Source organism: Natrarchaeobaculum sulfurireducens (genome assembly GCF_003430825.1).
Classification (GTDB): Archaea; Halobacteriota; Halobacteria; order Halobacteriales; family Natrialbaceae; genus Natrarchaeobaculum; species Natrarchaeobaculum sulfurireducens.
The window spans coordinates 3,174,246-3,198,490 of the sequence record NZ_CP024047.1; the positions used below are offsets into that span (position 1 = coordinate 3,174,246).

Sequence of the window (24,245 nt, forward strand, 5' to 3'; positions counted from 1 at the left end):
CGCGACTGCGGTAGCATTAACGGTCCACCAGCGTAACCCTCGAGCGACGAATGTCTCTCGCCGACGAGAACGCGGACGAAAACCCCTATCTCCGGGAGCCACAGACCGACTTCGCGCCGGTCGAGGACCTCTCTGAGGACGAGGCCCGCGAGCAGGCCGAACTGCTCTGTGAGGCCATCCGCGAGCACGACCGCCGGTACTACGTCGAGAACGACCCCCTCATCGCCGACCGAACCTACGACACGCTCTTTTCGCGTCTACAGGACCTCGAGGACGGCTTCGGCCTCACCAATCCCGACAGTCCCACCAGAAGCGTTGGTGGCGAACCGCTCGAGGCGTTCGACACCGTCGAACACGTCGCGCCGATGCTCTCGATCGACCAGAGCGGTGACGCCGCGGATGTCCGTGAGTTCGACGAGCGCGTGCGTCGCGAGGTCGGAGACGTCGAGTACGTCTGTGAACCCAAGTTCGACGGCGTCTCGATGGCGTTCGTCTACGAAGACGGCTCGCTCGAGCGCGCCGTGACCCGCGGCGACGGTCGCGAGGGCGACGACGTCACCAGAAACGCCCGCACCATCGGCTCCGTGCCACAGCGTCTCCACGGTGACTACCCCGATTTCCTCGCCGTTCGAGGGGAGGTCTACATGCCCAAAGACGCCTTCCAGGAACACAACCGCGAGCGGATCGAACGCGGCGAAAAAGCGTTCGCCAATCCCCGCAACGCCACCGCCGGCACGATCCGACAGCTCGATCCCTCGGTCGTCGCCGAACGGCCGCTCGAGGTCTTTTTCTTCGACACGCTCGACTCGAGCGACGGGATCGAGAGCCACCACGAAGAACTCGACTCGTTCCCCGAGTGGGGGCTGCGAGTCACCGACCACGTCGAGTTCGCCGACGACATCGAGGAGGCGATCGACTACCGCGACCGCATGCTCGAGGCTCGCGACGACCTGAACTACGAGATCGACGGCACCGTGATCAAAGTCGACGAGCGCGAGGCTCGAGAGGAACTGGGACGGACGGCACGGCACGACCGCTGGGCGTTCGCCTACAAGTTCCCCGCCCGCGCGGAGGTGACGCCGATCGTCGACGTCGCCGTTCAGGTGGGTCGTACGGGCCGGTTAACCCCGGTAGCGCTGCTCGAGCCGGTCGACGTCGGCGGCGTGACGGTCTCGCGGGCGAGCTTGCACAACCCCGAGGAGATCGCCGAAAAGAACGTCGACGTCGGCGATACGGTCCGCGTCCAGCGCGCGGGCGACGTGATTCCTTACGTCGAGGACGTCGTCGAAAAGGGCAGCGAAGGCCACTACGAACTCCCAGATCACTGTCCCGTCTGTGACAGCGCCGTCGAACGCGACGGACCGATCGCCTACTGCACAGGGGGGCTGGCCTGTGACGCCCAGCGTCGCCGGTCGATCGAATACTACGCGAGCGATGACGGACTCGACCTCGAGGGACTCGGTGAGAAGAGCGTCCGCCAGCTCGTCGACGCCGGCCTGCTCGAGTCCGTCGCCGACCTCTACGAACTCGAGCGTGAGGCACTGACGGCCCTCGAGGGATGGGGCGAGACGAGCGCTGAGAATCTCCGTTCGGAACTCGACAACGCTCGAGAGCCACCGCTTGCCGACTTCCTCTCGGCGCTCGGAATTCCCCACGTCGGGCCGACGACGGCACGCGAACTCGCCCGTGAGTTCGGTACGTTCGAGGCGGTCCGCGAGGTCGCCAGAACCGACTCCGACCGCCTCGAGGGCGTCGACGACGTCGGCGAGACGGTCGCCGGCCAGATCCACGATTTCTTCACCAGCGAGGCCAACGCCGACGCGGTCGACGACATCCTCGAGCACGTCTCACCGCAGGAATCCGCGCTCGAAACGGGGGGCGACGAACTCGAGGGCCTGACGTTCGTCTTTACGGGCTCGCTTTCCGGCGTCACCCGCAGCGAGGCCGCCGAGACCGTCGAGGCCCACGGCGCGAACGCGACGAGCAGTGTCTCCGGGAATACGGACTATCTCGTCGTCGGCGAGAATCCCGGCCAGTCGAAACGCGACGACGCCGAGGCCAACGACGTGCCGATCGTCGACGAAGCCGAGTTCCGGGCGTTGCTGGTCGAACACGGAATCGACCTCGAGTAACGAGCAGTGGCCGTCGGCCGCACGCAGGTCCCGGATCGTGGTGACCGGCGGCCGAGTCGCCGAGAGGGTTTTGACGGTGGGGTTGCTGAATGTTACATGGCCGATTCCGACCCCGACCTCGTCCTCTACGAACTCGCGGGCTGTCCCTACTGTGCGAAGGTTCGGCGCGTACTCGAGGCCCTCGATCTCGAGTACGACTCCCACTCCGTCCCTCGCGCCCGGCGCGACCGGACGGCTGTCTACGAGGCCAGCGGGCAGTACGGCGTCCCGGTGCTCGTCGATCGGCCGAACGGCGTCGAGGGGCTGGCCGAAAGCGACGACATCGTCGCGTACCTCGCCGAGGAGTACGGCGACGGCCAGCCGCCACAGCCGTCGGGGCTGGTCGACCGCGTGCTCACCCGGCTGTTCTGAACGCGCTCGAGGCGTCGGACGATCACGCTTCGGCCGGTAGGCGCTCTGCGAGCGCTCGTACCGTCTCGAGTCCCTGAACTTCCCCTTCGCGTTCGGGAAGCGTGACGACCTCGAGATCGTCGAACGTCTCGCGGACCGATTGCACCCGCGTTTCGTGGCGCTCGTGACGGGCGTGACAGCGCGAGCAGTCCGGATCTGGACGCTCGAGGACCTGATTCACCACCAGACGGCCGACCGATACGTCGGCCTCGCGAAGGCGGGCAACGAGTCGCTCGGATTCAGCGATTGCCATCCGCTCGGGGAGCAAGACCACACGAAACTCGGTCGTCTCGGGATCGACGAGCACGTCGCGAGCGCGCTCGAGGCGTGCCTGAAGCGCGACGAGATCGTCTTCGCCGTCGCTCGAGCCGGTCATCGCCGCCATCGGTCCGAAGACCGCGCTGCGGGCGGCGGTGCCGATCCGGCGAACCTGTCCACGGAGCGAGCGAGTCGTCTCGAGGGCGAGGCTCACCACTTCGGGGGTGTCGAACAGCCGCAGCGTATGGCCGGTCGGCGCGGTGTCGAAGACGACGACGTCCCAGCGGCCGTCGTCGACGTACTCGACGAGCAGATCCAGCGCGGCGAGTTCGTCGCTTCCTGCCGGCGCACCCGAGGCGAAGACCCGTTCGACCGCTTCGTCGTCGAGTCTGATACCCGCGCTTCGGAGATCCGCAGCGAGGGCCGTGGCAATGCGCTCGTAGCGTTCCTGTTGTGTCTCGGCGTCGATCTCGACGGCCCACAGGCCGCCTTCGTCTCCGGATTCGGCCTCGAGTTCGGTCGGCTCCGGACCGAGGTCGACCTCGAGGGAGTCGGACAGCGAGTGTGCCGGGTCCGTCGAGACCACGAGCGTCTCGCGGCCGCTGTCGGCCAGTCGAAGGGCTGTCGCAGCCGCACAGGTCGTCTTGCCGACACCGCCTTTGCCGCCGTAGAAGAGACAGTCGGTCATTCGGCCTCGAGTATCCCGGCGAGGGACCTAAGTCTCCTGCCGAACGACGACACTGGTTCGTGACCGACACAGAGTCGAAGCGACGAAACGACCGGAAAACCGGATGGACCTGCTCAGAGGTCGACGCGATCGAAGCGATAGAGCGCGACCGCGATCGGGACGACGATCCAGAACAGGAGGACGACGAACGAGAACCAGTCCTGGAGATAAAACGGCACCGAGCCGTCGAACATGGCATCCTCGATCGCCACGCCGAGTTCCGTCTCTGCGGCACTCGTGACGATCGAGAGGGCGTTGTTGTAGGCGTAGCCGGGATCGATCGACTCGACGAAGTACGCCCAGTCGGGGAGGCGCTCGAACTCCATCGGCCCGTCGTCGGTGTCGATCGTGTACGTCTCACCGGCGATGTAGCCCTGGTTCATCAGCAACTGGAAGGTCGTGTTGATGGCGTTCCAGACGATATAAAAGAGGACGAAGACGCCGACCATCGCCGCGCCAGCAACGGTAGTCGATCGGGTGAGCGAAGAGAGTGCAACGGCAATGCTGGTGTAGGCAACGCCGTAGAGGATCGACATCGCGAGCAGGCCGACGTAGTCGGCGACGTCGAACGCCCCGAGCATCGCGGCGACGACGACGGCCGCGAGGACGAAGCCGACGATCAGCGAGATCGACAGTACAGCAGAGCGGCCGATGAGTTTGCCGAGCAGCACGTCCTTTCGGGAGTGAGGGAGCGAGAGCAGGATCTTAATACTGCCGCGTTCGCGCTCACCGGCGATCGCCTTCCAGCCCAGAATCAGGGCGATCAGCGGGATCACGAGCCGAGTGATCTCGCTGACGAAGACCACGAGTGCCTCCGTCGTCGCGCCGGCCTGAGCGATGTCCTCGCCGAAGTAGGAGACGACGCCGGTAATCGTGACCAACAACGTGAAGAAGAAGACGCTCAGGCCCCAGAACAGCCACGAGCGAACGGCGTCCTGAAAGTCCTTTTTCGCGATCGCCCGGACGCTGTCGGGGTTGATCGAACTCGAGGGCGAAGCGGGCTCGGCTGAAACAGCGTCCGTTCCGGTGTCAGTTTCGGGACTCATCGCGCATGCACCTCCGTTCCCCCGTCGGCCGTATACGACTGGAAGACGTCCTCGAGCGACGCTTCGCGCGTCGAGAAGTCCTGCACGTCGATGCCGCGCTCTTCGAGTTCGCCGAGCACGGCAGTTTTCGAGCCGTCGACCTGAACGACCAGCGTCGGCGGCTGTCCGTCCTCGGAGGTGGCGCTCGAGACGTCGGGCAGTGATCGGACGGCCTGGAGGTCGTCGTCGTCGACCCGGTCGACGGTCACGCGCAGGGTCGTCCCATCACCGACGGACTCTCGGAGGCCGGAAACGGTGTCGATAGCGACCATCTCGCCCTCACGGAGGATGCCGACGCGGTCACAGACCGCTTCGACTTGCTCCATGATGTGACTCGAGAAGAAGACGGTCGCGCCGCGGGCGTTCTCCTCGCGGACGATATCACGCATCTCGCGTGCCCCGTTGGGGTCGAGACCGGTGGAAGGTTCGTCCAAGATAAGGAGGTCGGGTTCGCCCACGAGCGCCATCGCGAGCATCAGTCGCTGGGACATTCCCTTCGAGAAGCCGCCGGCTTTTTTGTCGATCGCGTCTTCGAGGCCGACGCGCTCGAGGAGCGCCAGCGGGTCGTCGGCGGCACCTTTCGACTCGATAGCGAACTCGAGGTGCTGGCGGGCCGTCAGGCGGTCGTAGGTCTCGACGCCTTCGGGGAGGACGCCGGTTCGTGACCGGATCGTCCGGCTGTGGGCCTGGGCGTCGAGGCCGAGGACCTCGACCCGGCCGGTGGTCGGCCGGATGAAATCGAGGAGGATGTTGATCGTCGTCGACTTGCCGGCACCGTTGGGGCCTAAAAATCCGAACACCTCGCCCTCTTCGACCTCGAACGAGAGGTCAGAAAGCGCGAGCAGTTGCCCGTAGGACTTGGTCAAGCCGTCGACTCGAATAGCGGACATGGGTGGAGTCACACCCGCGTTTCCGATAAGGTTTGTCACTCGAGACGCATAATATACGTCAGTCGGCCCGAGAATAAATGCCACTGAACGCCCGTGGATAGTCGGCGAAGCCGGTCCATCGACGCTCGAGACCGTCCGGTGACGAACTGGAGACGACCGAGGCCAGACGGAATCAGATCGGATCGTCCGGATCAAACGCTCGAGCGACGCGGTCCGCCTCCGCAGCATATCGGTCGCGGGTCGCCGCGTCGTCGACGGACTCGAGGTCGGCGTCCGGGACGGCAACGGCCGCGGTGACGGGAGTTCCGGTTCGCAGTGCCGTCGAGGACCGCTGTCGTCGCTGGTAGCGCGAGCCGTCCGGCGTCGCATAGACGAGCGTCACGAGGTTACGGTCGCCGAACGTGCGTTCGACGAGCCAACACCGGCTGGTCGAGTCGGACATACCCGAACTAATGGATCGAGCCCCGAGAGGGTACCGGCTCGAGCGGGCCACGATGTTCTTGTGGTTCGCCGATCCAGATACGACGGAGGAGTATCGATGGAGTGGACCGAGCGCGTCGATCGACTGCTGTACGACGGCGAAACGGAGACGCGACGCGTCGGCGTTGGCGACGCGACGATCGTCGTGACGAGTCACCGAGTCCTCGCGTTCACACCGGGTGATGGCCCCCGCTATCGGGCCGTCGACCGGCCGAACGTCGGTCGCGTGACCGTCGAATCCACCGGTCGAACGTGGGCGCTAGGGAAGGGATTGTTCTTCGGTGTCGTTGCACTCGGAAGCGCGATCACGGCAACCCTGGTCAGTTTCACAGCGCTCGTTCCAGATCTCGGCACCGACGGTTCGGCCGACCCACCGTCTCCCGGTGCCGACATCGCGGACGAGATGGTGGCTACACTCGAGGCCATCCTCACCGCACTCGAGCTGGTTGTCGTCGGCCTCGCTTTCCTCTCGGGACTCGCCGCCGCCGGCTATCTGGTTCGATACGTCCGCTCACGAACCCGGCGGCTCGTGATCGAAGTCCACGGGGGCGAGGATATCGACGTCCCCGTCAGCAGCGCCGTCGGCGCGGCCGCAGTCGAACTTCGGAACGCGATCGGGCCGGAACCGACGCTCGAGGGCGAACGAGCCAGCCCGTTCGGGCGTGACGCGATCGAATTCGGGCCGAGCCACGACGCCGATGAAGACTCGAGAGGCGGAGCCTCCCTCCGCGAGCGCCGGACTCTCGAGGACGATCGACGAAGGGGCCTCGAGAGCGGTAACGAACTCGACGGCGAGTCGGCGGCGGCTCCACGCGACGACCTCGAGTCCGCATCACCTCGAGGCGACGAGTCCGATCCCGCGTTCCTCGAGCGTGACGCGGACGATGGGGCGGCGAACGAGAGCGGAGTGGGTGGCTTCGTGTTCGACGAACCCGCTCGAGAGGTATCAGAGGCAGCCACGACCGACTGTATCGGGACCGGTGAGGTCGACGACGACGGGACAGTCGACAGAGTGGACAGTGACGGGGTAGATGACGACGGAGCGGACGACAGAGCGGACGGGAACGGATGGGACGACGACAGCAGCGCGTGACGTCAGGCTGAAAGCCGCCGACGACCTAGGGTCGCCGATGAACGCCGAGGGGGTTCGCGACCGTGCCGGATCGTTGCCGCGCGAGCCTGGCGTCTACCAGTTCCGCGAGGATGAGACGACGCTTTACGTCGGGAAGGCCGTCGATCTCAGGAGCCGAGTTCGGTCGTACGCCGATCCGCGAAGCGCCCGCATCCGGCGGATGGTCGATCGCGCCGACGACGTCGAAATCGCCGTCACCGACACTGAAACGCAGGCGCTGTTACTCGAGGCGAACCTGATCAAGCGCCACCAGCCCCGCTACAACGTTCGGCTCAAAGACGACAAATCGTACCCGATGGTGCAACTGACTGACCACGAGGCACCCCGGATCGAAGTCACGCGGGACCCCTCGGAGTCGGCGACCGTCTTCGGCCCCTACACCAACAAGGGCCGGGTCGAAACCGTCGTAAAAGCCCTGCGGGAGACCTACGGCGTCCGTGGCTGTTCGGACCACAAGTACGCAAACCGCGATCGTCCCTGTCTGGACTACGAGATGGGCCTCTGTACGGCCCCCTGTACCCGCGAGATCAGCGCCGGTGACTACCGCGAGGACGTCGCGTCGGCCGAACGCTTCTTCGAGGGCGAAACCGGCATCCTCGCGGACCCACTGCGCCGCGAGATGGAAGTGGCCGCCGAAGAACGCAACTTCGAACGTGCGGCGAATCTCCGGGATCGCCTCGAGACCGTCGAGGTCTTCCACGGCGAGGGCGGCGAGGCGGTCCAGTCGGTCGGCGACGAACGCGCCGTCGACGTCCTCGGGGTCGCCATCGAAGGCGAAGACGCCACCGTTGCCCGACTGCGCGCCGAACATGGGAAACTCGTCGACCGGGAGCGCCACTCGCTCGAGGCGCCCGGAGCGAGCGACCCGACCTCGGGACCGGCCGGTGACGAGGGCGTCGGCGAGACGGGCGGCGTCCCAGCCGTCCTCGCGGCCTTTCTCGTCCAGTACTACGCCGAGCGCGACCTGCCCGACGCCCTGCTGTTGCCCGAACGCCACGGCGACGACGAGGTCACCGCCTGGCTCGAGGCAGAAGGCGTCTCGGTTCGGGTCCCCGGCGCGGGTCGGGAGGCCAAGCTGGTCGACCTCGCGCTGAAAAACGCCCGCCGAAACGTCGGCCGACGCGACGAGTGTGGGATGCTCGCCGACGCGCTGGGTCTCGACTCAGCGCGGCGAATCGAGGGCTTCGACGTGAGCCACGCCCAGGGCACGGCTGCGGTGGGGAGCAACGTCACCTTCGTCGACGGCAGCGCCGCAAAGAGCGACTACCGCCGGAAGAAGTTGACCGACCAGAACGACGACTACGACAACATGCACACACTGCTCGAGTGGCGGGCCAGCCGAGCCGTCGAGGGTCGCGACGACCGGCCCGATCCCGATTTGCTCGTGATCGACGGCGGCGAGGGGCAACTCGAGGCCGCCCGCGACGCGCTCGCGGACGTGAACTGGGACGTGCCCGCCGTCGCGCTGGCGAAAGCCGAAGAGCGCGTGATCACCCCGGATCGGGAATTTCGCTGGCCCGACGACGCCCCACACCTCCACCTCTGCCAGCGAGTGCGAGACGAAGCCCACCGCTTTGCGGTGCAGTACCACCAGACTATCCGCGACGAGGTCAAAACCGTCTTAGACGACGTCCCGGGCGTCGGTCCCGAGACGCGAAAGCGCCTGCTCGGCCGGTTCGGCAGCGTCGAGAACGTCCGCGAAGCGAGCCTCGAGGACCTCCAGAGCGTGCCGGGCGTCGGCGAGAAAACGGCGGAGACGATCAAATCACGGCTGTAGTCGGACCCGTCGGACAAGCGCTCGAGCCGACGGATTTTTCCTCCATGCGGCGAGCCTCGGTCTATGGACGACGAGACCGTCGGTATCGCCCTCGTGCTGACCTCTGCGATCGGCTTCGGGACGCTGGGGATCTTCGGCGTGCTGGCGGCCGACGAGGGGCTGTCGATTCCGACGGTGCTGGCGCTTCGCTTTGCCCTCGCGGCGGTCGTCGTCTGGGCCGTCCTCTGGTTCCGGGGACGATTTCGACTGCTCAGGGGTCGAATGCTGGCGATCGCGTTCGCGCTCGGCGCCGTCGGCTACGCGACCCAGAGCGGGCTGTACTTCCTCGGCCTCGAGTTCATGACCGCCGGGATGGTCGCTATCGTCCTCTACACCTATCCCGCGTTCGTCGTCTGTCTCGTCGCGATCGTCCACCCGAGCCGGGTGACGACGGTGCTGGTGGTCGCACTTGGGCTTTCGATCGGCGGCGTCGCGCTCATCACCGGCGCCGATCCGGCAGGCGCCGATCCGGTGGGCGTCCTCGTCGTCCTCGGCGCGGCACTGGCGTACTCGCTGTACATCGTAGTGAGCCAGCGGGCGCTCCTCACCGTCGACGCCGAGATACTGACTGCGTTCGTCCTCCCCGCAGCAGCTGTCACGTTCGTCGTCTTCGGCCTCGGGACGGGGACGCTCGCGATGCCAGACGGCGCGAGCGCGTGGGCCGTCGCGCTGGCGATCGCGATCCTCGCGACGGTCGTTCCCGTGCTCACCTTCTTCGCTGGCATCGCCAGGATCGGCGCGAGTCGTGCGAGCATCATCAGCACCGCCGAGCCGGGCGTGACGGTCGCCCTCGGCGCGCTCGTGCTTGGCGAGCCCGTCACGGCCGTCACGATCGTCGGCGGCACGCTCGTCGTCGTCGGCGTGATCCTCATCCAGCGCGAAGGGACCTGACCCCGTTGTGAGTGCAAGGGCAGGGCTATTTTGCGGAGCCGCCGCTGATACGGTATGGCAGACAACGACGAACTCGAGGACCTGCTCGAGGAACTCGACAGCGGCGGCGACCTCGAAACGTCCCAGCAGGTCCTCTCGATCCGGATGGAGAGTCGACGCTACGGCAAACCGGTGACGATCGTCGAGGGGTTCGACCTCGAGCAACGCGAGGTCGAGTCGACCGCCTCCGAGTTGAAACAGGCCCTGGGGACGGGCGGTACGGTCGACGACGGACGAATCGAACTCCAGGGCGACCACCGTGATCGGATTCCCGACCTGCTTCGCGAGCGGGGGTTCGACGTTCGTGAGTGAGCGGCCGGACGAGGCTCGCTAGCGCGGCTCCACCGCGTGAACCATCTGTGAGAGTCGATGAGACACTCGTGAGAATCGGTGACTCGGTCGAAGTCACTTTACCTCCGCTCTGACAAGTAGAGGTATGGACATTCGGCCAGCCAAGCCAGACGACTTCGAGGCGATCGAGGCCGTCGCCCGGGCGACGTGGCACGACACCTACGACGACCTCGAGGCGGACGTCATCGACGAGACCGTCGACGACTGGTACACCGACGACTCGATGCCACTCGAGGCCCCGGGGACGGTCGTCCTCGTCGCCGAGCGCGCGGGGCCACGATCCACGAGTAGCCGGACGGAGTCCAGCGAGGACGACGAGATCGTCGCGTTCACTCACGCCGTCGCCCAGGGAGATGCCGCCGACGTCCTCCGGATGTACGTCCACCCAGACTACCAGGGCGACGGAATCGGCACCGAACTCCACGAGCGCTTGCTCGCGGAACTCGAGGCCTATGACATCGAGCGGGTCCGCTCGATCGACTTCGCGTTCAACGACGCGAGCCGACGCTTCTACGAGGGGCTCGGCTTCGAACAGACGGACACCGGCGAGGTCGTGATCGACGGCGAGTCCTACGACGAGGCGATGTACACGCTCGAGTTGTGAGCCGTACGCGGGGCGCGCTCGTCGACGGAGACGGCTTGAGAACCAGGCGTCGACATACGCGTGCAGGACCTCGACCTACGCCTGCAGGGCCTCGACGACCCTGACGGCGACGTGATAACTCAGCGCGAGCATGGCGATGCCGACGCCGGCGACCATGACCCCGATCGAGAGCACCCAGAGGTCGACCGCGAACTCGGGCGGCGTGGGGCCGTCGACCGGCACCAACAGCCCGATCGCGTGGAGCAACAACAGCGGGATCGCCATCAGGAAGCCAGCCGCCGACAGCCACAGTTGCCGCTTGAAGCCGGCGACGAGCGCGATCGCGAGAAGTCCCAGCCCCAGCAGTACCGAGATCGGAGACCCACCGACGTAGATCGCCGTGAGAAGCTGGAAACTGACCATCCCGACGGCCGTCACGGTCAGTCCGGCGGCCGTATGCAGCGCCAGCCGTTCCCTTGTTGTGTCCCGTCTGCCAGCTACAGCACCCATTGATAGCCGTTCGTTCCCTCCTGTCTTGAATATTCAGTTCGGCAGACTCGTTTCGCCAGCGGTCAGGTCGCTATCGCAGCCGCAACGAGTGTGCCGACGCACGTCGGTGGAAACACTTTGATGCTCGATCACGTACACGCGCGCATGGAGATCCGACCAGCCACCGCCGACGACCGCGACCGGATTCGGGACGTTGCCCGCGACGCCTGGCACGAAACCTACGACGACCTCGAGGCGGACGTCATCGACGAGACCATCGACGACTGGTACGGCGACGAGTCGTTCGAACAGGCGCTCGAGAAGCCCGGCACGGCCGTCCTCGTCGCCGAGCGCGATGGCGAGCTCGTCGGCTTCACCCACGGCGTCGTCAGCGAGGACGAAGGTGACGTCCTCCGGATGTACGTCCACCCCGACCACCAGGGCGAAGGCATCGGCACGGCGCTTCACGAACGCTTGCGCGAGGACCTAGAAGACTTCAACATGAACCGGATGCACGCGATCGACCTCGAGTCCAACGACGCGAGCCGCGAGTTCTACGAGGAGCTCGGGTTCGAGCAAACCGACCACGCCGAGGTCGAACTCGGCGGCGAAACACACACGGAGGCCGTGTACACGCTCGAGTTGTGACGCCTCGAGGGGTCAGAGCAGTGTCGCTGGGAGAGGATCGGCGTCGAGCCTAAACCTCCTCGGTCGGCGGCGCGATTCCCTCGTCGCCGCCTGCTCGCTCAAGGACAGGTCTTCGAGATGACGGAGGCCCTCGAGTTGATTGAAAGACGTCCCATCGATATCGTTTCGATCAAGGAGTTTCGCGACCCGATACTGTCCGCCGACGATCGAACCCCGCTCAACACTCGTTCGCCGCCCTCCCGTGTCAGTCCGGCCGAACCGTGGAGCCCTCGAGAGAGTTGCTGACGACTGTACCTGACCGGCGCCGTCGCGGTCTGACCGCCCTGCTTTGCGATCTGGGCCGCCCGCTGGACCTGCGGTGTGCTGATCCGGTCGACCGTCGACTGCATCGTGTCGGTGCTCTTGAGTGCCTTGCCGGCCTCGCCGGCAGGCACCGCCATCTCGACGACGAACCAGAAGACGTGCCGCCATCACCTGACCGATCGGTCCGCCCGTAGCAGCCGAGACGCGGGTTAGTGGTAGCGCTCGGTCTTCGCCAGCGGAACCCCGAGGTGATCGGCGACCTCGAGACAGGGCTCGGCGGCGTGGTGACACTGCTTAGGCGGCTCGCGGACCGAGAGGAATACGCCGCCGTTGTCAAGTTCCTCGACGTACCAGGCGGGTGCGGAACGCACCCGCTCGCGGCCGATCGCTTCGACCGTCTCGGGCCGAAAGACGTTGTACTCGTACAGCGGCGGAGTCGTCGTCGCAACGAGGTCATCGATCGTGTCATCCTCACCGATTGCGAGACCGCCCCGTCGGCCGAATCCCCACCTCGGCTCGAGAACGTCCGAGGCTCGCCCGAGGAGTTCAACGAACTCCCGACGACGGAGCTTTACCTGTTCGAGTGTCTCACGTGTCGGATCCTTCAACGGATAAATCCACGCGGTGAACGTTAGGTACGGCGTCGATTCGTACGCGGGGAATCCAGCACCGTCTCGACTGAAACCGATCGAGAGGTCGTCCCAGCCCATCGGGGCCTTCACCGTTACGCTGTTAGCCGATCGAGCGATCTGAGAAACCTTGGATACACTGGCGCTTGACGTTTTGCTCGTGTTTTCTTCGTCTGTGTAGATGACATCAAGTTTGCTCTGGTCCTCGTCGGCTCCCGAATACTCCAGAAACAATTCGAAGAGCGACTCATAGGTGTCTCGAGATGGTTCCCGGCCGAACAGGTGGGCGATCTGTATTGTGTCGTAATCTTCCATAATGTGATCTGTTAATTCGTGATAACGGATCCGTCGCTCTCGTCGACTACTCTAATTGTGACCTCCGCATTATTCCACTCTCCGCTGTTCGCTACCCTGTTTTCCCATTCCGCGACTTTCGATCTCACTAAATCCTCGTCACCGACTTGCGTGGCGCGCACTTCAAACGCGTTCCCGTCGAATGCCACGTCATCGTGGTCCATCATGGTCTGCAGCTTTCTATCGAATTGTGTATCTATCTCGTCCGCACTGTAACCGAATGTAGATTTACTCTCGACGACCTCTCCGTTCGTTCGCTGGATGTCTAATTCGCCGATTTGTCGCTTTCCGTCGTAGACCTCGAGGTCCATCCGCTCGATGTTCGCGGCTCCGATCTCGTCGGCACGACGAACTTCCCGAACCGCACCCTGGACGTTCCCGGGGTCACCAGCCGTGATGAAGTCCTCAACCGGACCACTGTTCAATCCATCGACCCCCTGCAAGTCGTCCGCGTGTCTCGCGAAAGCATCGACGTCGTCAGTGGCTGCGACTCCCTGGCCGTGGTTTCTCGCGGCTGCCGACCGGAACTCGGTCGCGCGGTCGATATCGAGGTCGAGCACCCGCTGTAGCGAATCGCCGTCGAGTTCGTCTATGAGCCGAAGCCCGTCCCCGTCCGTCTGCCTGACCAGTCGCTCTGCACGGGTTTTTGCGGGTCCGTCGAGGTCGTCGATGGTCCGCACGGCCCGATCGATCTGACCGTAACTGACCCCATCGTCGTCGGCTGCTCTGTACACCGCTCGTCGAAACGACTCGGCGGTGTCGCCCGAGCCGTCGGCGATAATCCTGACTGTGTGATCGTCGAGCCTCGCTGCCGTTTGTGCATTATCGACCTGTTTCCCGGTCGATCGACTCGGTCCAAGCAGCCGATTTGCAGCATCCTCCGTCAGTGAGAAGGTACCAACGGCAGCCCGCGAGAGTTGCTGACGACTGTACCTGACCGGCGCCGTCGCGGTCTGACCGCCCTGCTTTGCGATCTGGGCGGCCCGCTGAATCTGGGGTGTGCTGAGCCGGTCGACCGCCGACTAGACTCGGTTCCTCTAGAGGCGTGGTCACCGTAACGCCGTTATCGCCGAGGCTGTGGAGGAAGTGGCCGTCCGGTAGTAGAACCAGTGACACAGTGTCAATCGAAACACGGTGGTGATGGCTCAATCCCTCCCGCGGACGGATCGAGGCGACCTCAGTCGACGTCCAGATATTCGGCTACGTGTTCCTCACCGTCAGCCCACTCGTCGGCCGGTTCGAACGGATTGTCGGATGCGACCAGCATGACATGTCCGGTCTCCAGTTCACGGACTTCCCAGGCGGGCGCCTCCAGTACCCTCTCACGCCCCATTCGTTCGACTGCGGCGGAATCGAAGACGTTCAGCCAGAACACGTCGAGCACTCGAGCGGAGAGGAGCTCGTCGACCGTCGGAACCACCTTCGGAGAGACGATCGATCCGAACTTACCGAATCCGTAGTCGGGATCGGTCTCGACGACGGCGAGTTCCACCAGATCGAGATACTGTTGCACCCGTGCTCTCGCCTCGGCCTGCGTCCGAGCGTCCTTTCGGTGTCCAAACTCGTACTTGTTCGCCCACAGGTACAGGTGCCAGGTCTCGACCGTAGGAAGCACGTCGGTATCCTTTTCGATCCAGACTCGTAGATCATTCCGTTCAATAGCCACGGCAGTGGTCTCGAGACTGTCAACTGCTTCAACGACTTCGTCGTTGTTTGCGGCGGTGAATCGTTTATCATCTATCCAATAAACGTAGTCGTCTCCGAACTGTGGGCTAAGTTTCCACCCCGCGTTCAGTGCTGCTTTGAGCACTCGCTGGAGTGGTGCGGAGGGACGAATTCCGTACATCACGTACGTGGAAATCGTGTCAGACACGGTGGTCACCCTTCGACCGGCGGTAGCTCTTCGAACTCGACGGTGATACTGTTTACCCCGTTGTCCGGGTTCTGTTCGATAGCGCGTGCAGTTTGTCGGATCTCGCTCTGTTGTTGTTGGGTGAGACGGTGTGTTTTCGTAAACTGAACGGTTTTTCCGTCGAGATCGATCTCTCCGGCTCTGTGTGCCTGGTCGAAGCTATCTAGTTTATCATTCGCTTGACGGACCCGGATCGTATTTTTCGCCTCGATGATCCGACCAGGTCGCTCAACGTCGATGTCGGTGATCCGGTTTCCGTCGTTGTCCGTCACGACACGTGCGACCGACTGAAGGTCTTCGACGTCTCCGCTGGCGACGGCTACCCGAAGTTCGTACTGCGCACCTCGAAGGTTTCCAGCGTCGCGGTACGTCGGAATTTCGTCGATGAGGCTTCCCGGACCGTCGTCGAAACCGCGCACGCCGCTTCCCGCCAGGCGATCCGCGTCTCGCGCGAACTGTTCGGAACGCGCAACGTCAAACAGGTCCGAGTCAGCTGCCGCGAGCCGCGCGAGCTGGGCACGGATAGCATCCGCGTTGCTCACCTCGAGCCGGAGCATCGTGTCGAGTACACCGCCGTCCATCTCGTCCACGAGCCGGAGCCCGTCGCCGTCGGTCTCCCTGACCAGTCGCTCTGCACGGGTTTTTGCGGGTCCGTCGAGGTCGTCGATGGTCCGCACGGCCCGATCGATCTGGCCGTAACTGACCCCATCGTCGTCGGCTGCTCTGTACACCGCTCGTCGGAACGGCTCGGCGGTGTCGCCCGAGCCGTCGGCGACAATCCTGACTGTTTGATGGTCAAGCCTCGCTGCCGTTTGTGCAGTATCGACCTGTTTTCCGGTCGATCGACTCGGTCCAAGCAGCCGATTTGCAGCATCCTCCGTCAGTGAGAAGGTACCAACGGCAGCCCGGGAGAGCTGCTGACGACTGTACCTGACCGGCGCCGTCGCGGTCTGGCCACCCTGTTTCGCGATCTGGGCGGCCCGCTGAATCTGGGGCGTGCTGATCCGGTCGACCGTCGACTCGACGGTGCCGATACTTTTGATATGACAGCCTCGCTGACTGAGATTGCTAACTCACCGTGCCAGCTGAACCACCCTGTATCAAATTGAACGATAGCGTGAAACTCCGCCGTGTGCGTCCAGTATTCGAACTGGGTCTGGGTTACGCCAGGTCGAGATATTCGGTCACGGCGTCGTATCGTTGGTTTCGCGATTCGGACAGCGGCAGCGGCGAAATCCACAGGAAGACGCCACCGTCATCACACTCGTCGATCCGCCAGGCAGGCGCATTAAGAAGACGGTCCCGACCGAGTCGCTCGGTCATTTGTGGACCGTAGCCGTTCACCCAGAACAGGTCTTCGAGCTGACCGTTTTTGACTGCCTCCCTCGACAATGAGGCTTCATCGAGATAGGTATCACCGTATATGTACAGCGGGGATAGATAATCATATAGCTCGAGAACAAACTCGTAGATGAGTGCCGGTTCGCTGTCCCACCACGGTCTCGTGTACCACTCATCGATGGAGAGTGCGACGCTCGATTCGATCGGTCGGTCCGGTGCGTCGAGATTAATCTGTAAGCCTACGTTGAGATCGTCGTACCAGAATCTGATAGAACCACACCCAGCACGCTCGAGTGCTTGCGTCGCTTCCTCGATACTCGAGCCCGTTACCTGTCGCCAGTCCGTCTCTTCTGTGGTATAACGGAACTGGTTCGTCGTCTCTTCCTCAGGTGGGGACCGCGCACAGCCTAAGTCCTCGAAGCAGTACCCGAGGAGTTCCGCTACGTCACGGTGAGTCAGCTCTGATGGAAGCAGGTAAGGTATCGACAAACACTCGCTCATTCGTAGGTCCTCCACTCGACTTGTGAGTCATCCAGGAGATGCCGAACGTCACTACTTGGTTCCTCCCGGAACGCAACTTCGATCGTCCCACCTTCTACGTCGGTATAATCCCTGTAGTGGCCAAGTTGAGTACTCAAGTCATCGTACTTATTAGACCCAGTGGTGACTGTGCTGTAGTCACCACTTTTTGCTTCGATAACCCGCCCGTCGGTCGTTTCGATGTCTATCTCACCTCTGGCGTGTGGGTTTGACTTCCCAAGTTCTTGTATATTGTCTGCACCTCGAGTGACGGCGACTTCCGCTTCGAACGCCGCTCCTCGGACGTTACTCGCGTCACCTGCGGCCATACGCTGTGCGAGATCACCAACCCCATCTGCATCAGCCCGTGACAGCGTCTCCAGATCATTGACAACCCGGTTGACGTCAATCTCGTCGCTATGTCTCATCAAATTCGACGCGAGGGCTTCGGTGTTCACGCCAAGATCCATCTGATGGACCCGCCAAACCTCGCCGCCACCGTCGGTCGCGATCGCCCGAGCCGTATCGTCACCGCCGCGGTGGACGGTCGAGCCGACCGCTGGCTGGGTGCCCTCGTCGAGTTGGTTCAGGGGATTGCCATCGACGTCGTTGCGCTCCAGATGTTTGGCAACCTGATACTGTCCGCCGACGGATCGAACCTCGCTGAGCACTCGCTTACTGGCGTCTCGCGTCAGCCCGATCGAACCCTGCAGCCCTTGGGACAGCTGCGCCCGCGTGTACCGGACCGGCGCCGTCGCGGTCTGGCCACCCTGTTTCGCGATCTGGGCGGCCCGCTGGACCTGCGGTGTGCTGATCCGGTCGACCGTCGACTGCATCGTGTCGGTACTCTTGAGCGCCTTGCCCGCCTCCCCGGCAGGCACCGCCATCTCGACGACGAACCAGAAGAAGTAGCCCTGGTACCAGCCGTACCGGAAGTCGTCGTAGTACTGATCACCGGGCTCGTGGGGGTTATTGAACTGCTGTTGGTCTTCGACTGCCGCGGGCAACGCCTCGATGACCTCGTCGAAATTCTCGACGGCCTCGGGAATCGCCTTCGCTGCCTCCACGATCACGTGCGGATCGTCGTAGATCGCCAGCACGCCGCCGAGGGTCTCACCCGCACCGGTCGTCATTCCCTCGAGGAAGCCGAGCGCTTCCTCGACCTAGGCACTGGTGTACCCGGCAGCACGAAGTTCCTGGGATACCTGATGGAAGATGCCGCCGACCTCGATCGCTTCCGCTTCGGTCGTCCCGACCTCCTCGATGGGGCCATGGCGGTCGTCGACCTGAACGGTTACGGCGGTTCCTTCGAAGAGATCGGCGAACGTCGAGAGCGTCCCCGTCTCGAACTCGAGATGCCCGCTGTCGTGCGTCCCCGAGAGTGAGAGCGTATCTTTGACCGATCCGTCCTGAACGATCCGTGCCTCTCCGAGTCCGGCCTGGTCTTCTGCGAGGAACTGCGCCTCGTACGTGCCGGTGGTGTCGAGTTCGGCGTCGACGTCGACGCCGTCCCAGCCGATCGAAACGGAGCCGTCGACGGACGGATCGTCGAAGTGCGCGTAGGTGACGGTTACCTCCGGCGAACTGATGTCGAACAACGTCGGATCATCCGCGTCGGCGTCCGGAACGCCGTCACCGGTCGTGTCGGTCGATTCCGGATCCGTTCCCAGTTCTTCGACTTCCTCGCGGTCCGACAGCCCGTCGCCGCTGGTGTCGTTGAGGAGCGGATTCGCGTAGGTACGTTTCGTCTCGAAGAGGTCGTCCACGTCACCGAGATCGTCGAGATGCTCGGCGTCCTCGAGTTCGCCGAGTACCTCGAGCGAGCCCTCGCGTGAGTCAGTGTAGCCGATCTCCCAGCCGTCCTCGAGTTGCTCGCGGTCGATCAACCCGTCGCCGGTGGTGTCGACCTTCGAGGGATTGTGCTCGGCGTTGGTGACCTGCGCTTCGACGTGGTACTCGCCGTCATCCTCGAAGACACGATAGTCCACGTCGAGCGTCTCGTTGTCGAGGATACCGTCACCGCTGGTGTCGGTCGCGATCGGGTCGAGGTCGATCGGCTGGCCGGTCACGTCGCCCGAGCCCGCTGGCATCGTCAGATTTAGATCGGCGACCGCGTCGGGGATGCCGTCGTCGTTCGAATCGCGGAGGGTGACGTTCGCCTCGCCGACGCGCTCGAGGACGACGTCCTCGCTGAAGCCGTCGAAGTCGATCGTCCGTCCGCAACAGGCACCCGTTCCGGTCGAGATGGTAAAGGGCTTCTCCAGGCGGTCGAACGCCGTCGTGGTCGCCTGCCAGTCCGGCCGGGTGTCGCCGGGCTCCCACTCACGGTACTTCATCTCGCCGTCGTCCCAGGCGATCTCGAAGCGAACCCACGACTCCCTAGAGACGCCGGTCTCGATCTCCGGATCGGGATCGTCGGTGTGGCGCCACTCCACGCCGGTATCGGTGATCCGGACGCCGAGGTCGACGTCGTTGCCGCTGCCGATCCCCCAGCGGATCCCGGCACCGGTCGACTCGCTCGAGGTGATGTACGCCCCGGCGACGGTGTACTCGCCGTCGGTATCGATCGTCGTCGGCTCGTAGATCGCGGTCTCGACGTTGCTGCAGTACAGCGACTCCTCGCCCTCGAGGACGGTGTCGTCTTGGAATGAACAACCGCTCGATAGATCCCAGTGGCTCTCGTTCGTCCAGTCGTCCTGTCCCTCGCCGCCCAGCAGATCGCGAGGCAGGTCGGACGGATCAGTCACGCGGGCGGCGTCACCACCGGTTTCCGCGGCGACGCGCTCCAGGGTCTCGACGTCCGAATCGTCACCGACCGCCAGGGTGTTGATCGTGACGTCAGCGTCGGCCGCGGACTCGGCGACCTCGACGGCCGCGGACTCGTTCACGGCTTCGCCAGTCGACAGCGCGATCAGTTCGCGGTCGTCGTAGAGACCGTTCTCCTCGAGTTCGGCGATGCCAGTCTCCAGTCCGGCCTCGAACCCGCCAGCTTCCGGCGTCGCCTCCAGGTCGTCGATCTCGTCACGAACCACCCCGTGGTCGGTTCGCAGGCCCGTTTCGAGGGTCGCATCTCCACCGTATCCGACAAGGCCGGATCGGTCCTCGCTGGCGAGTCCCTCGACGAGTGCGTCCGCCGCCTCGCGAGAGACGTCGAGGGGCGCTTCCGACGCGTTCTCCGTGACCGTCTCTTCGACAACCAACATGACGTCGGCGAGGGCGAAATCGTCCGCCTCCTCGACGATGTCCTCCTCGTCGAGGACGGCCGAGTCCGTCGTCGCGTCGTTCCAGCCGTCGACCGAGAACACCGAGAAGTACGAGAAGCCCTCGACTTCGGCGGTGGCGACGCCTTCGTCGGCGTCGATCTTGGTGTCGACGGGCGTCCAGGGCTCGTCGGTTTTCGGATCCCAGGTGAACACCAAGAGGTTGTCCGCCTCAGGATCCGCCCCTTCGTCGATCGGAATCTCGACGGTCGCCTCGTCGAATTCCTGCTGGCTCGAGATACGAACCATCGGGCCCGCACGATAGGGATCGTCCTCCGCGGGCGTCTCGTCGCGTACCGAAATATCGCTCTCGTGGAGCCCGTCACCGCCGACATCGACGGAGACACCCGAGGAGTCGTTCGTGACGTCGACTTCCTGATACTCGTCGAGATCCGGCCGGTCCAGAATAACGTCATCGAGGTCGACGTGAAGCTCCTGGGTCGCCTCGGCCGTCCGCTCGTCGTCGTGTTCGGCCGTCGCCGTCACCGTGACGGTCACGTTCTCGGGTTCGGACCCGAGGTCGACGAACGTCGTCCCGCTCGCGGTCGACGTCGCCGACTCGCCGGCGATCAGCGAGATCTCGTCGGCGGTGCCGTTCCCGTCGACCGTCACGTCGGCCTCGTCGTAAGCGTACGGGCGGACGTCCTCGAGTATCGCCTGAACCGGGACGACGACCGAGTCGTTTCGCTCGAAGGCTCGATTCTGCGAGAGCAACAGCGTCGGCTCGGTGTTTTTCTCGACGGTATCGAGCGCTTTTTCGCCGTGTTTCCAGGCGTTCTCGAGATGCGTCAGTGCGTTCGCACGATCGGTCGGCTCAGCGTCCGCTCCAGCGGTGTCGTCGGCTCGCTCGAGTGCGTCGATTGCGTTGCCGAGTGCGCTCTCGGCTGCCTGTCGCTGGCCGCGATTGCGGAACTCGTCGTCGTTCGCGGCGACGACGGCCTGTGCGTCGACGACGGTGTGTCGCGCACTCCGGTCGCTGGCCGCGTACAGGTCCTGACTGATCTCGTCGACGATTGCTTCCTCGTCCTCGTCGACGGCTTCGGCCAGGTCCGCGAGCGCCCGCTGTGCGTCGGCGTATCGCTCGAACGCCTCACGCGATTCGACGTACTCGAGGTGTCGATACGCCTGCAACGAGGTGTTGACCGCCGTGACGATCTCGTCCGCGGCCGCCGTTGCGAGGTCGTCAGTTTCGCCGGTTTCGTCGGTTTCGTTCGCGGCAGTCTCAAGGTCGAGTTCCTCGAGTCGTTCGACCGCGTCGACCGCCGTCTCGATCGACGTGTTCGCCTCGAGTTCCGGCACCGTTACGTTCGCGTCGCCGCGATCGTGTCCGGGTGGTCCGCCGCCGCTCTGCCCCGGCGAACCACCGTCACCGTCGGCGTCATCGGCGTGCCCAGGCGGCTCGCCGTCGCTGCGGCCGGGTGGTCCGTCACCGTGGCCAGGTGGCCCATTTCCCTGGATCGGAACATGGGTCGATCGGTCGGTCGCCGCCTCAGCACTCGGGCCGGCCGCGAGCGCAGGCATGGCGATCATCGAGGTCGCCATGAGCACGGCGAAGAATATTGCAGCGATTTTTTTCTCTGGTACAACCCATATACCGCAGTGTGAAATAGTATATTTTAGTTGTTTTGGTCTAGTGTGAAGGCGTAACAAGTACGATAATAAATAGTACTCGTTCGGCGTCGTATTTCCGACCCGACGGCTGCGTCTTGTCAACGCATCGCCCCCTCACGAAACCGGCAACTGGCTACGAAGGCGTCACAATACACCGACGGTAGACCGCAGCGAACGACCGCGACCGGATAGAAGAATCGAAACTAAAACTCTTCGGTCGGTGGCGCAATCCCTTCGTCCTCGCCACCATCCAGGTCGAACTCCTCGCGAACCTCCCGAATCCGGTCCCGGATGTCCGCCGCGAGTTCGAACTCGAGGTTGTTCGCGGCTTCCTGCATCCGGTCTTCGAGTTCGTCGACGTAGCGGGCGGCCTCGTCATCGTCCTCGAGCGAGCGTCCGGAGACTTCGCTGGTGTCGGTCTTGCTTCCTGGGAGGTTCGTCTCGCCGATGTCCTTCTCGATCGTGGTGGGCTCGAGGCCGTGTTTGGCGTTGTACTCCTGCTGGATCCGGCGGCGGCGCTGGGTTTCGTCGATCGCCGACTCCATCGCGTTCGAGGGCTCGTCGGCGTAGAGGATCACCTCGCCGTTGACGTTGCGGGCGGCCCGCCCCATCGTCTGGACGAGGGTGGTCTCGCTGCGCAGGAACCCCTCTTGGTCGGCGTCGAGGATGGCCACCAGGCTCACTTCGGGAATGTCAAGCCCTTCCCGCAGGAGGTTGATCCCGACGAGGACGTCGATCTCGCCCAGCCGCAGCGAGCGGATGATCTCGTGGCGCTCGAGCGTGTCCGTCTCGTCGTGCATATAGGCGACGTTCACGCCCGCCTCCTCGAGGTACTCGGTGAGGTCTTCGGCCATCCGCTTGGTGAGGGTGGTGACGAGCGTGCGCTCGTCGCGTTCGATGCGCTCGTCGATACGGTCCATGAGGTCGTCGATCTGTCCCGTCGCGGGTGAGACCTCGACTTTCGGGTCGACGAGGTGGGTGGGGCGGACGATCTGTTCGACGATCCGGTCGCTCTGCTCGCGCTCGTAGTCACTCGGCGTTGCGCTCACGTACAGCGTCCGGTCGGTTTTTTGCTCGAATTCCTCGAAGGTCAGCGGCCGGTTGTCGTAGCTGGTCGGCAGCCGAAAGCCGTTCTCGACCAGCGAGTCCTTCCGGGATTTATCACCCGCGTACTGGCCGCGAATCTGGGGGAGCGTGACGTGTGATTCGTCGACCACCGTAAGGAAGTCCTCGGGGAAGTAATCGAGCAGCGTATACGGCGCATCACCTGACTCACGATCTGAGAGATACAGCGAGTAGTTCTCAATGCCCGAACAGTATCCCGTCTCGGCCATCATCTCGAGGTCGAACGTGGTTCGCTCCTCGATGCGCTGGGCGGCGACGAGGTCCCCCTTGCGCTCGAAGTACGAGATCCGAGAGTCGAGGTCCGTGCGGATCTCGTCCATTGCGCGCTCGAGTTTCGGCTCCGGGATCGAGTAGTGCTCTGCGGGGTGGACGAGGACCGCCCGCTGTTCGCCTTTGGTCTCGCCCTCGAGCGGGTCGACCTTGATCATCCGGTCGATCTCGTCGCCCCAGAGTTCGACGCGGACGGCGTACCGGCCGTACATCGGGAAGATCTCGATCGTATCGCCCCGGACCCGGAACGTGCCCTGGGTGAAGTCGACGTCGTTTCGCTCGTAGTTCAGATCGACCAGTTGCGCGAGCAAGTCGTCGCGGCCAACGTCGTCGCCGACCTCGAGCCGAAGCGCCATCTCGACGTAGTTGCGCGGGTCACCGAGGCCGTAGATCGCGGACACCGAAGCCACGACGATCACGTCCTCGCGCGTCAGGAGCGAGCGCGTAGCCGAGTGGCGAAGCCGGTCGATCTCGTCGTTGATCGAGGCGTCTTTGTCGATGTAGGTGTCGGTCTGTTCGACGTAGGCTTCGGGCTGGTAGTAGTCGTAGTACGAGACGAAGTACTCGACGGCGTTGTCGGGAAAGAGGGTTCGGAACTCCTCGTACAGTTGGGCGGCGAGCGTCTTATTGTGGGCGATCACCAGCGTCGGCTGCTGGAGTTCCTCGATCAGCCAGGAGACGGTGTTCGTCTTCCCGGAGCCGGTCACCCCGAGTAGCGTCTGTTTTTCAGCCCCCGACTGATAGCCTGCCGCGAGCTGTTCGATCGCTTCTGGCTGGTCGCCCGCAGGCTCGAACGGTGCGTCGACCTCGAACGGGTGGTCGACGTCCGGACGGTCGGGTTGCAACGGGCCTTGCGTGTCGCTCACAGTGTTCGTGACCAGGGACCGAAGGCACTTGACCGACACGCTTGGCGCGGACACGTCGCTCGCTCGAAGCGAACAGGAGGCGGC

General features: G+C 64.1%; 22 protein-coding genes. 8 read left to right on the forward strand and 14 right to left on the reverse strand.

What is annotated here, in order from left to right:
• The first annotated feature begins 50 nt into the window (after nt 1–50).
• On the forward strand, nt 51–2,132 hold the full coding sequence (gene ligA / locus AArc1_RS16750; protein ID WP_117365441.1) for an NAD-dependent DNA ligase LigA: 2,082 nt from the start codon (nt 51–53) through the stop codon (nt 2,130–2,132).
• 96 nt (nt 2,133–2,228) lie between these two features.
• On the forward strand, nt 2,229–2,543 hold the full coding sequence (locus AArc1_RS16755; protein WP_117365442.1) for a glutathione S-transferase N-terminal domain-containing protein: 315 nt from the start codon (nt 2,229–2,231) through the stop codon (nt 2,541–2,543).
• 22 nt (nt 2,544–2,565) lie between these two features.
• Here AArc1_RS16755 and AArc1_RS16760 read toward each other — a convergent pair whose 3' ends face one another.
• The 4 genes from AArc1_RS16760 to AArc1_RS16775 all read right to left on the reverse strand — a co-directional run bounded on the left by AArc1_RS16760 (nt 2,566) and on the right by AArc1_RS16775 (nt 5,984).
• Nucleotides 2,566–3,528 carry an ArsA family ATPase gene (locus tag AArc1_RS16760; protein ID WP_117365443.1) on the reverse strand — a complete coding sequence of 321 codons (963 nt, stop codon included), beginning with the start codon at nt 3,526–3,528 and terminating at the stop codon, nt 2,566–2,568.
• 113 nt (nt 3,529–3,641) lie between these two features.
• A complete protein-coding gene (locus AArc1_RS16765; RefSeq protein ID WP_117365444.1) occupies nt 3,642–4,613 on the reverse strand; it encodes an ABC transporter permease in 972 nt (323 codons plus the stop codon).
• Nucleotides 4,610–5,542 carry an ABC transporter ATP-binding protein gene (locus tag AArc1_RS16770; RefSeq protein ID WP_117365445.1) on the reverse strand — a complete coding sequence of 311 codons (933 nt, stop codon included), beginning with the start codon at nt 5,540–5,542 and terminating at the stop codon, nt 4,610–4,612. Before AArc1_RS16770 ends, AArc1_RS16765 begins: the two co-directional genes overlap by 4 nt.
• Nucleotides 5,543–5,714: 172 nt before the next feature.
• Nucleotides 5,715–5,984 (reverse strand): hypothetical protein, encoded by a 270-nt coding sequence (locus tag AArc1_RS16775; protein WP_117365446.1) that lies wholly within the window; start codon nt 5,982–5,984, stop codon nt 5,715–5,717.
• Nucleotides 5,985–6,080: 96 nt separating this feature from the next.
• On the opposite strand from AArc1_RS16775, the gene AArc1_RS16780 reads away from it, so the two are divergent.
• The 5 genes from AArc1_RS16780 (at nt 6,081) to AArc1_RS16800 (ending at nt 10,855) form a co-directional block, all read left to right on the forward strand.
• The gene (locus tag AArc1_RS16780; protein ID WP_117365447.1) at nt 6,081–7,115 is read left to right on the forward strand and encodes a hypothetical protein; all 1,035 of its coding nucleotides are present in this window, start codon (nt 6,081–6,083) and stop codon (nt 7,113–7,115) included.
• A gap of 37 nt (nt 7,116–7,152) precedes the next feature.
• On the forward strand, nt 7,153–8,931 hold the full coding sequence (locus AArc1_RS16785; protein ID WP_117365947.1) for an excinuclease ABC subunit C: 1,779 nt from the start codon (nt 7,153–7,155) through the stop codon (nt 8,929–8,931).
• Between the two features lie 63 nt (nt 8,932–8,994).
• Nucleotides 8,995–9,861, forward strand: coding sequence for a DMT family transporter (locus tag AArc1_RS16790; RefSeq protein WP_117365448.1), 867 nt, complete (start codon nt 8,995–8,997; stop codon nt 9,859–9,861).
• Between the two features lie 54 nt (nt 9,862–9,915).
• The gene (locus tag AArc1_RS16795; protein ID WP_117365449.1) at nt 9,916–10,212 is read left to right on the forward strand and encodes an SUI1 family translation initiation factor; all 297 of its coding nucleotides are present in this window, start codon (nt 9,916–9,918) and stop codon (nt 10,210–10,212) included.
• A gap of 124 nt (nt 10,213–10,336) precedes the next feature.
• Nucleotides 10,337–10,855 (forward strand): GNAT family N-acetyltransferase, encoded by a 519-nt coding sequence (locus AArc1_RS16800; protein ID WP_117365450.1) that lies wholly within the window; start codon nt 10,337–10,339, stop codon nt 10,853–10,855.
• A gap of 75 nt (nt 10,856–10,930) precedes the next feature.
• Here AArc1_RS16800 and AArc1_RS16805 read toward each other — a convergent pair whose 3' ends face one another.
• Nucleotides 10,931–11,344: a hypothetical protein gene (locus AArc1_RS16805; RefSeq protein ID WP_133412365.1), complete on the reverse strand. Its 414-nt coding sequence runs from the start codon at nt 11,342–11,344 to the stop codon at nt 10,931–10,933.
• A gap of 144 nt (nt 11,345–11,488) precedes the next feature.
• Between AArc1_RS16805 and AArc1_RS16810 the strand changes: the two genes are divergently transcribed.
• On the forward strand, nt 11,489–11,971 hold the full coding sequence (locus AArc1_RS16810) for a GNAT family N-acetyltransferase (RefSeq protein ID WP_117365452.1): 483 nt from the start codon (nt 11,489–11,491) through the stop codon (nt 11,969–11,971).
• Between the two features lie 98 nt (nt 11,972–12,069).
• Here the strand turns inward: AArc1_RS16810 and AArc1_RS19175 are convergent, their stop codons facing one another.
• The 9 genes from AArc1_RS19175 to uvrB all read right to left on the reverse strand — a co-directional run bounded on the left by AArc1_RS19175 (nt 12,070) and on the right by uvrB (nt 24,161).
• Nucleotides 12,070–12,411 (reverse strand): hypothetical protein, encoded by a 342-nt coding sequence (locus AArc1_RS19175; protein WP_117365453.1) that lies wholly within the window; start codon nt 12,409–12,411, stop codon nt 12,070–12,072.
• 72 nt (nt 12,412–12,483) lie between these two features.
• Nucleotides 12,484–12,984 carry an OTU domain-containing protein gene (locus AArc1_RS16820; RefSeq protein WP_228442353.1) on the reverse strand — a complete coding sequence of 167 codons (501 nt, stop codon included), beginning with the start codon at nt 12,982–12,984 and terminating at the stop codon, nt 12,484–12,486.
• 245 nt (nt 12,985–13,229) lie between these two features.
• Nucleotides 13,230–13,991: a hypothetical protein gene (locus AArc1_RS16825; RefSeq protein WP_117365454.1), complete on the reverse strand. Its 762-nt coding sequence runs from the start codon at nt 13,989–13,991 to the stop codon at nt 13,230–13,232.
• A 443-nt stretch (nt 13,992–14,434) separates the two neighbouring features.
• The gene (locus AArc1_RS18555) at nt 14,435–14,872 is read right to left on the reverse strand and encodes a hypothetical protein (protein WP_133412366.1); all 438 of its coding nucleotides are present in this window, start codon (nt 14,870–14,872) and stop codon (nt 14,435–14,437) included.
• 263 nt (nt 14,873–15,135) lie between these two features.
• Nucleotides 15,136–15,900 carry a hypothetical protein gene (locus tag AArc1_RS16835; protein ID WP_117365456.1) on the reverse strand — a complete coding sequence of 255 codons (765 nt, stop codon included), beginning with the start codon at nt 15,898–15,900 and terminating at the stop codon, nt 15,136–15,138.
• A gap of 430 nt (nt 15,901–16,330) precedes the next feature.
• Entirely contained in the window at nt 16,331–17,011 is a 681-nt protein-coding gene (locus tag AArc1_RS16840) for a hypothetical protein (RefSeq protein WP_117365457.1), read from the reverse strand.
• On the reverse strand, nt 17,008–18,162 hold the full coding sequence (locus AArc1_RS19180; protein ID WP_186336619.1) for a hypothetical protein: 1,155 nt from the start codon (nt 18,160–18,162) through the stop codon (nt 17,008–17,010). The genes AArc1_RS16840 and AArc1_RS19180 overlap by 4 nt, the downstream gene beginning before the upstream one ends.
• A 30-nt stretch (nt 18,163–18,192) precedes the next feature.
• Complete coding sequence (locus AArc1_RS16850) at nt 18,193–21,831, reverse strand: vWA domain-containing protein (protein ID WP_117365458.1); 3,639 nt, start codon at nt 21,829–21,831, stop codon at nt 18,193–18,195.
• Between the two features lie 272 nt (nt 21,832–22,103).
• Nucleotides 22,104–24,161, reverse strand: a complete 2,058-nt coding sequence (uvrB, locus tag AArc1_RS16855; RefSeq protein ID WP_117365459.1) for an excinuclease ABC subunit UvrB — start codon at nt 24,159–24,161, stop codon at nt 22,104–22,106.
• Nucleotides 24,162–24,245 lie beyond the last annotated feature (84 nt).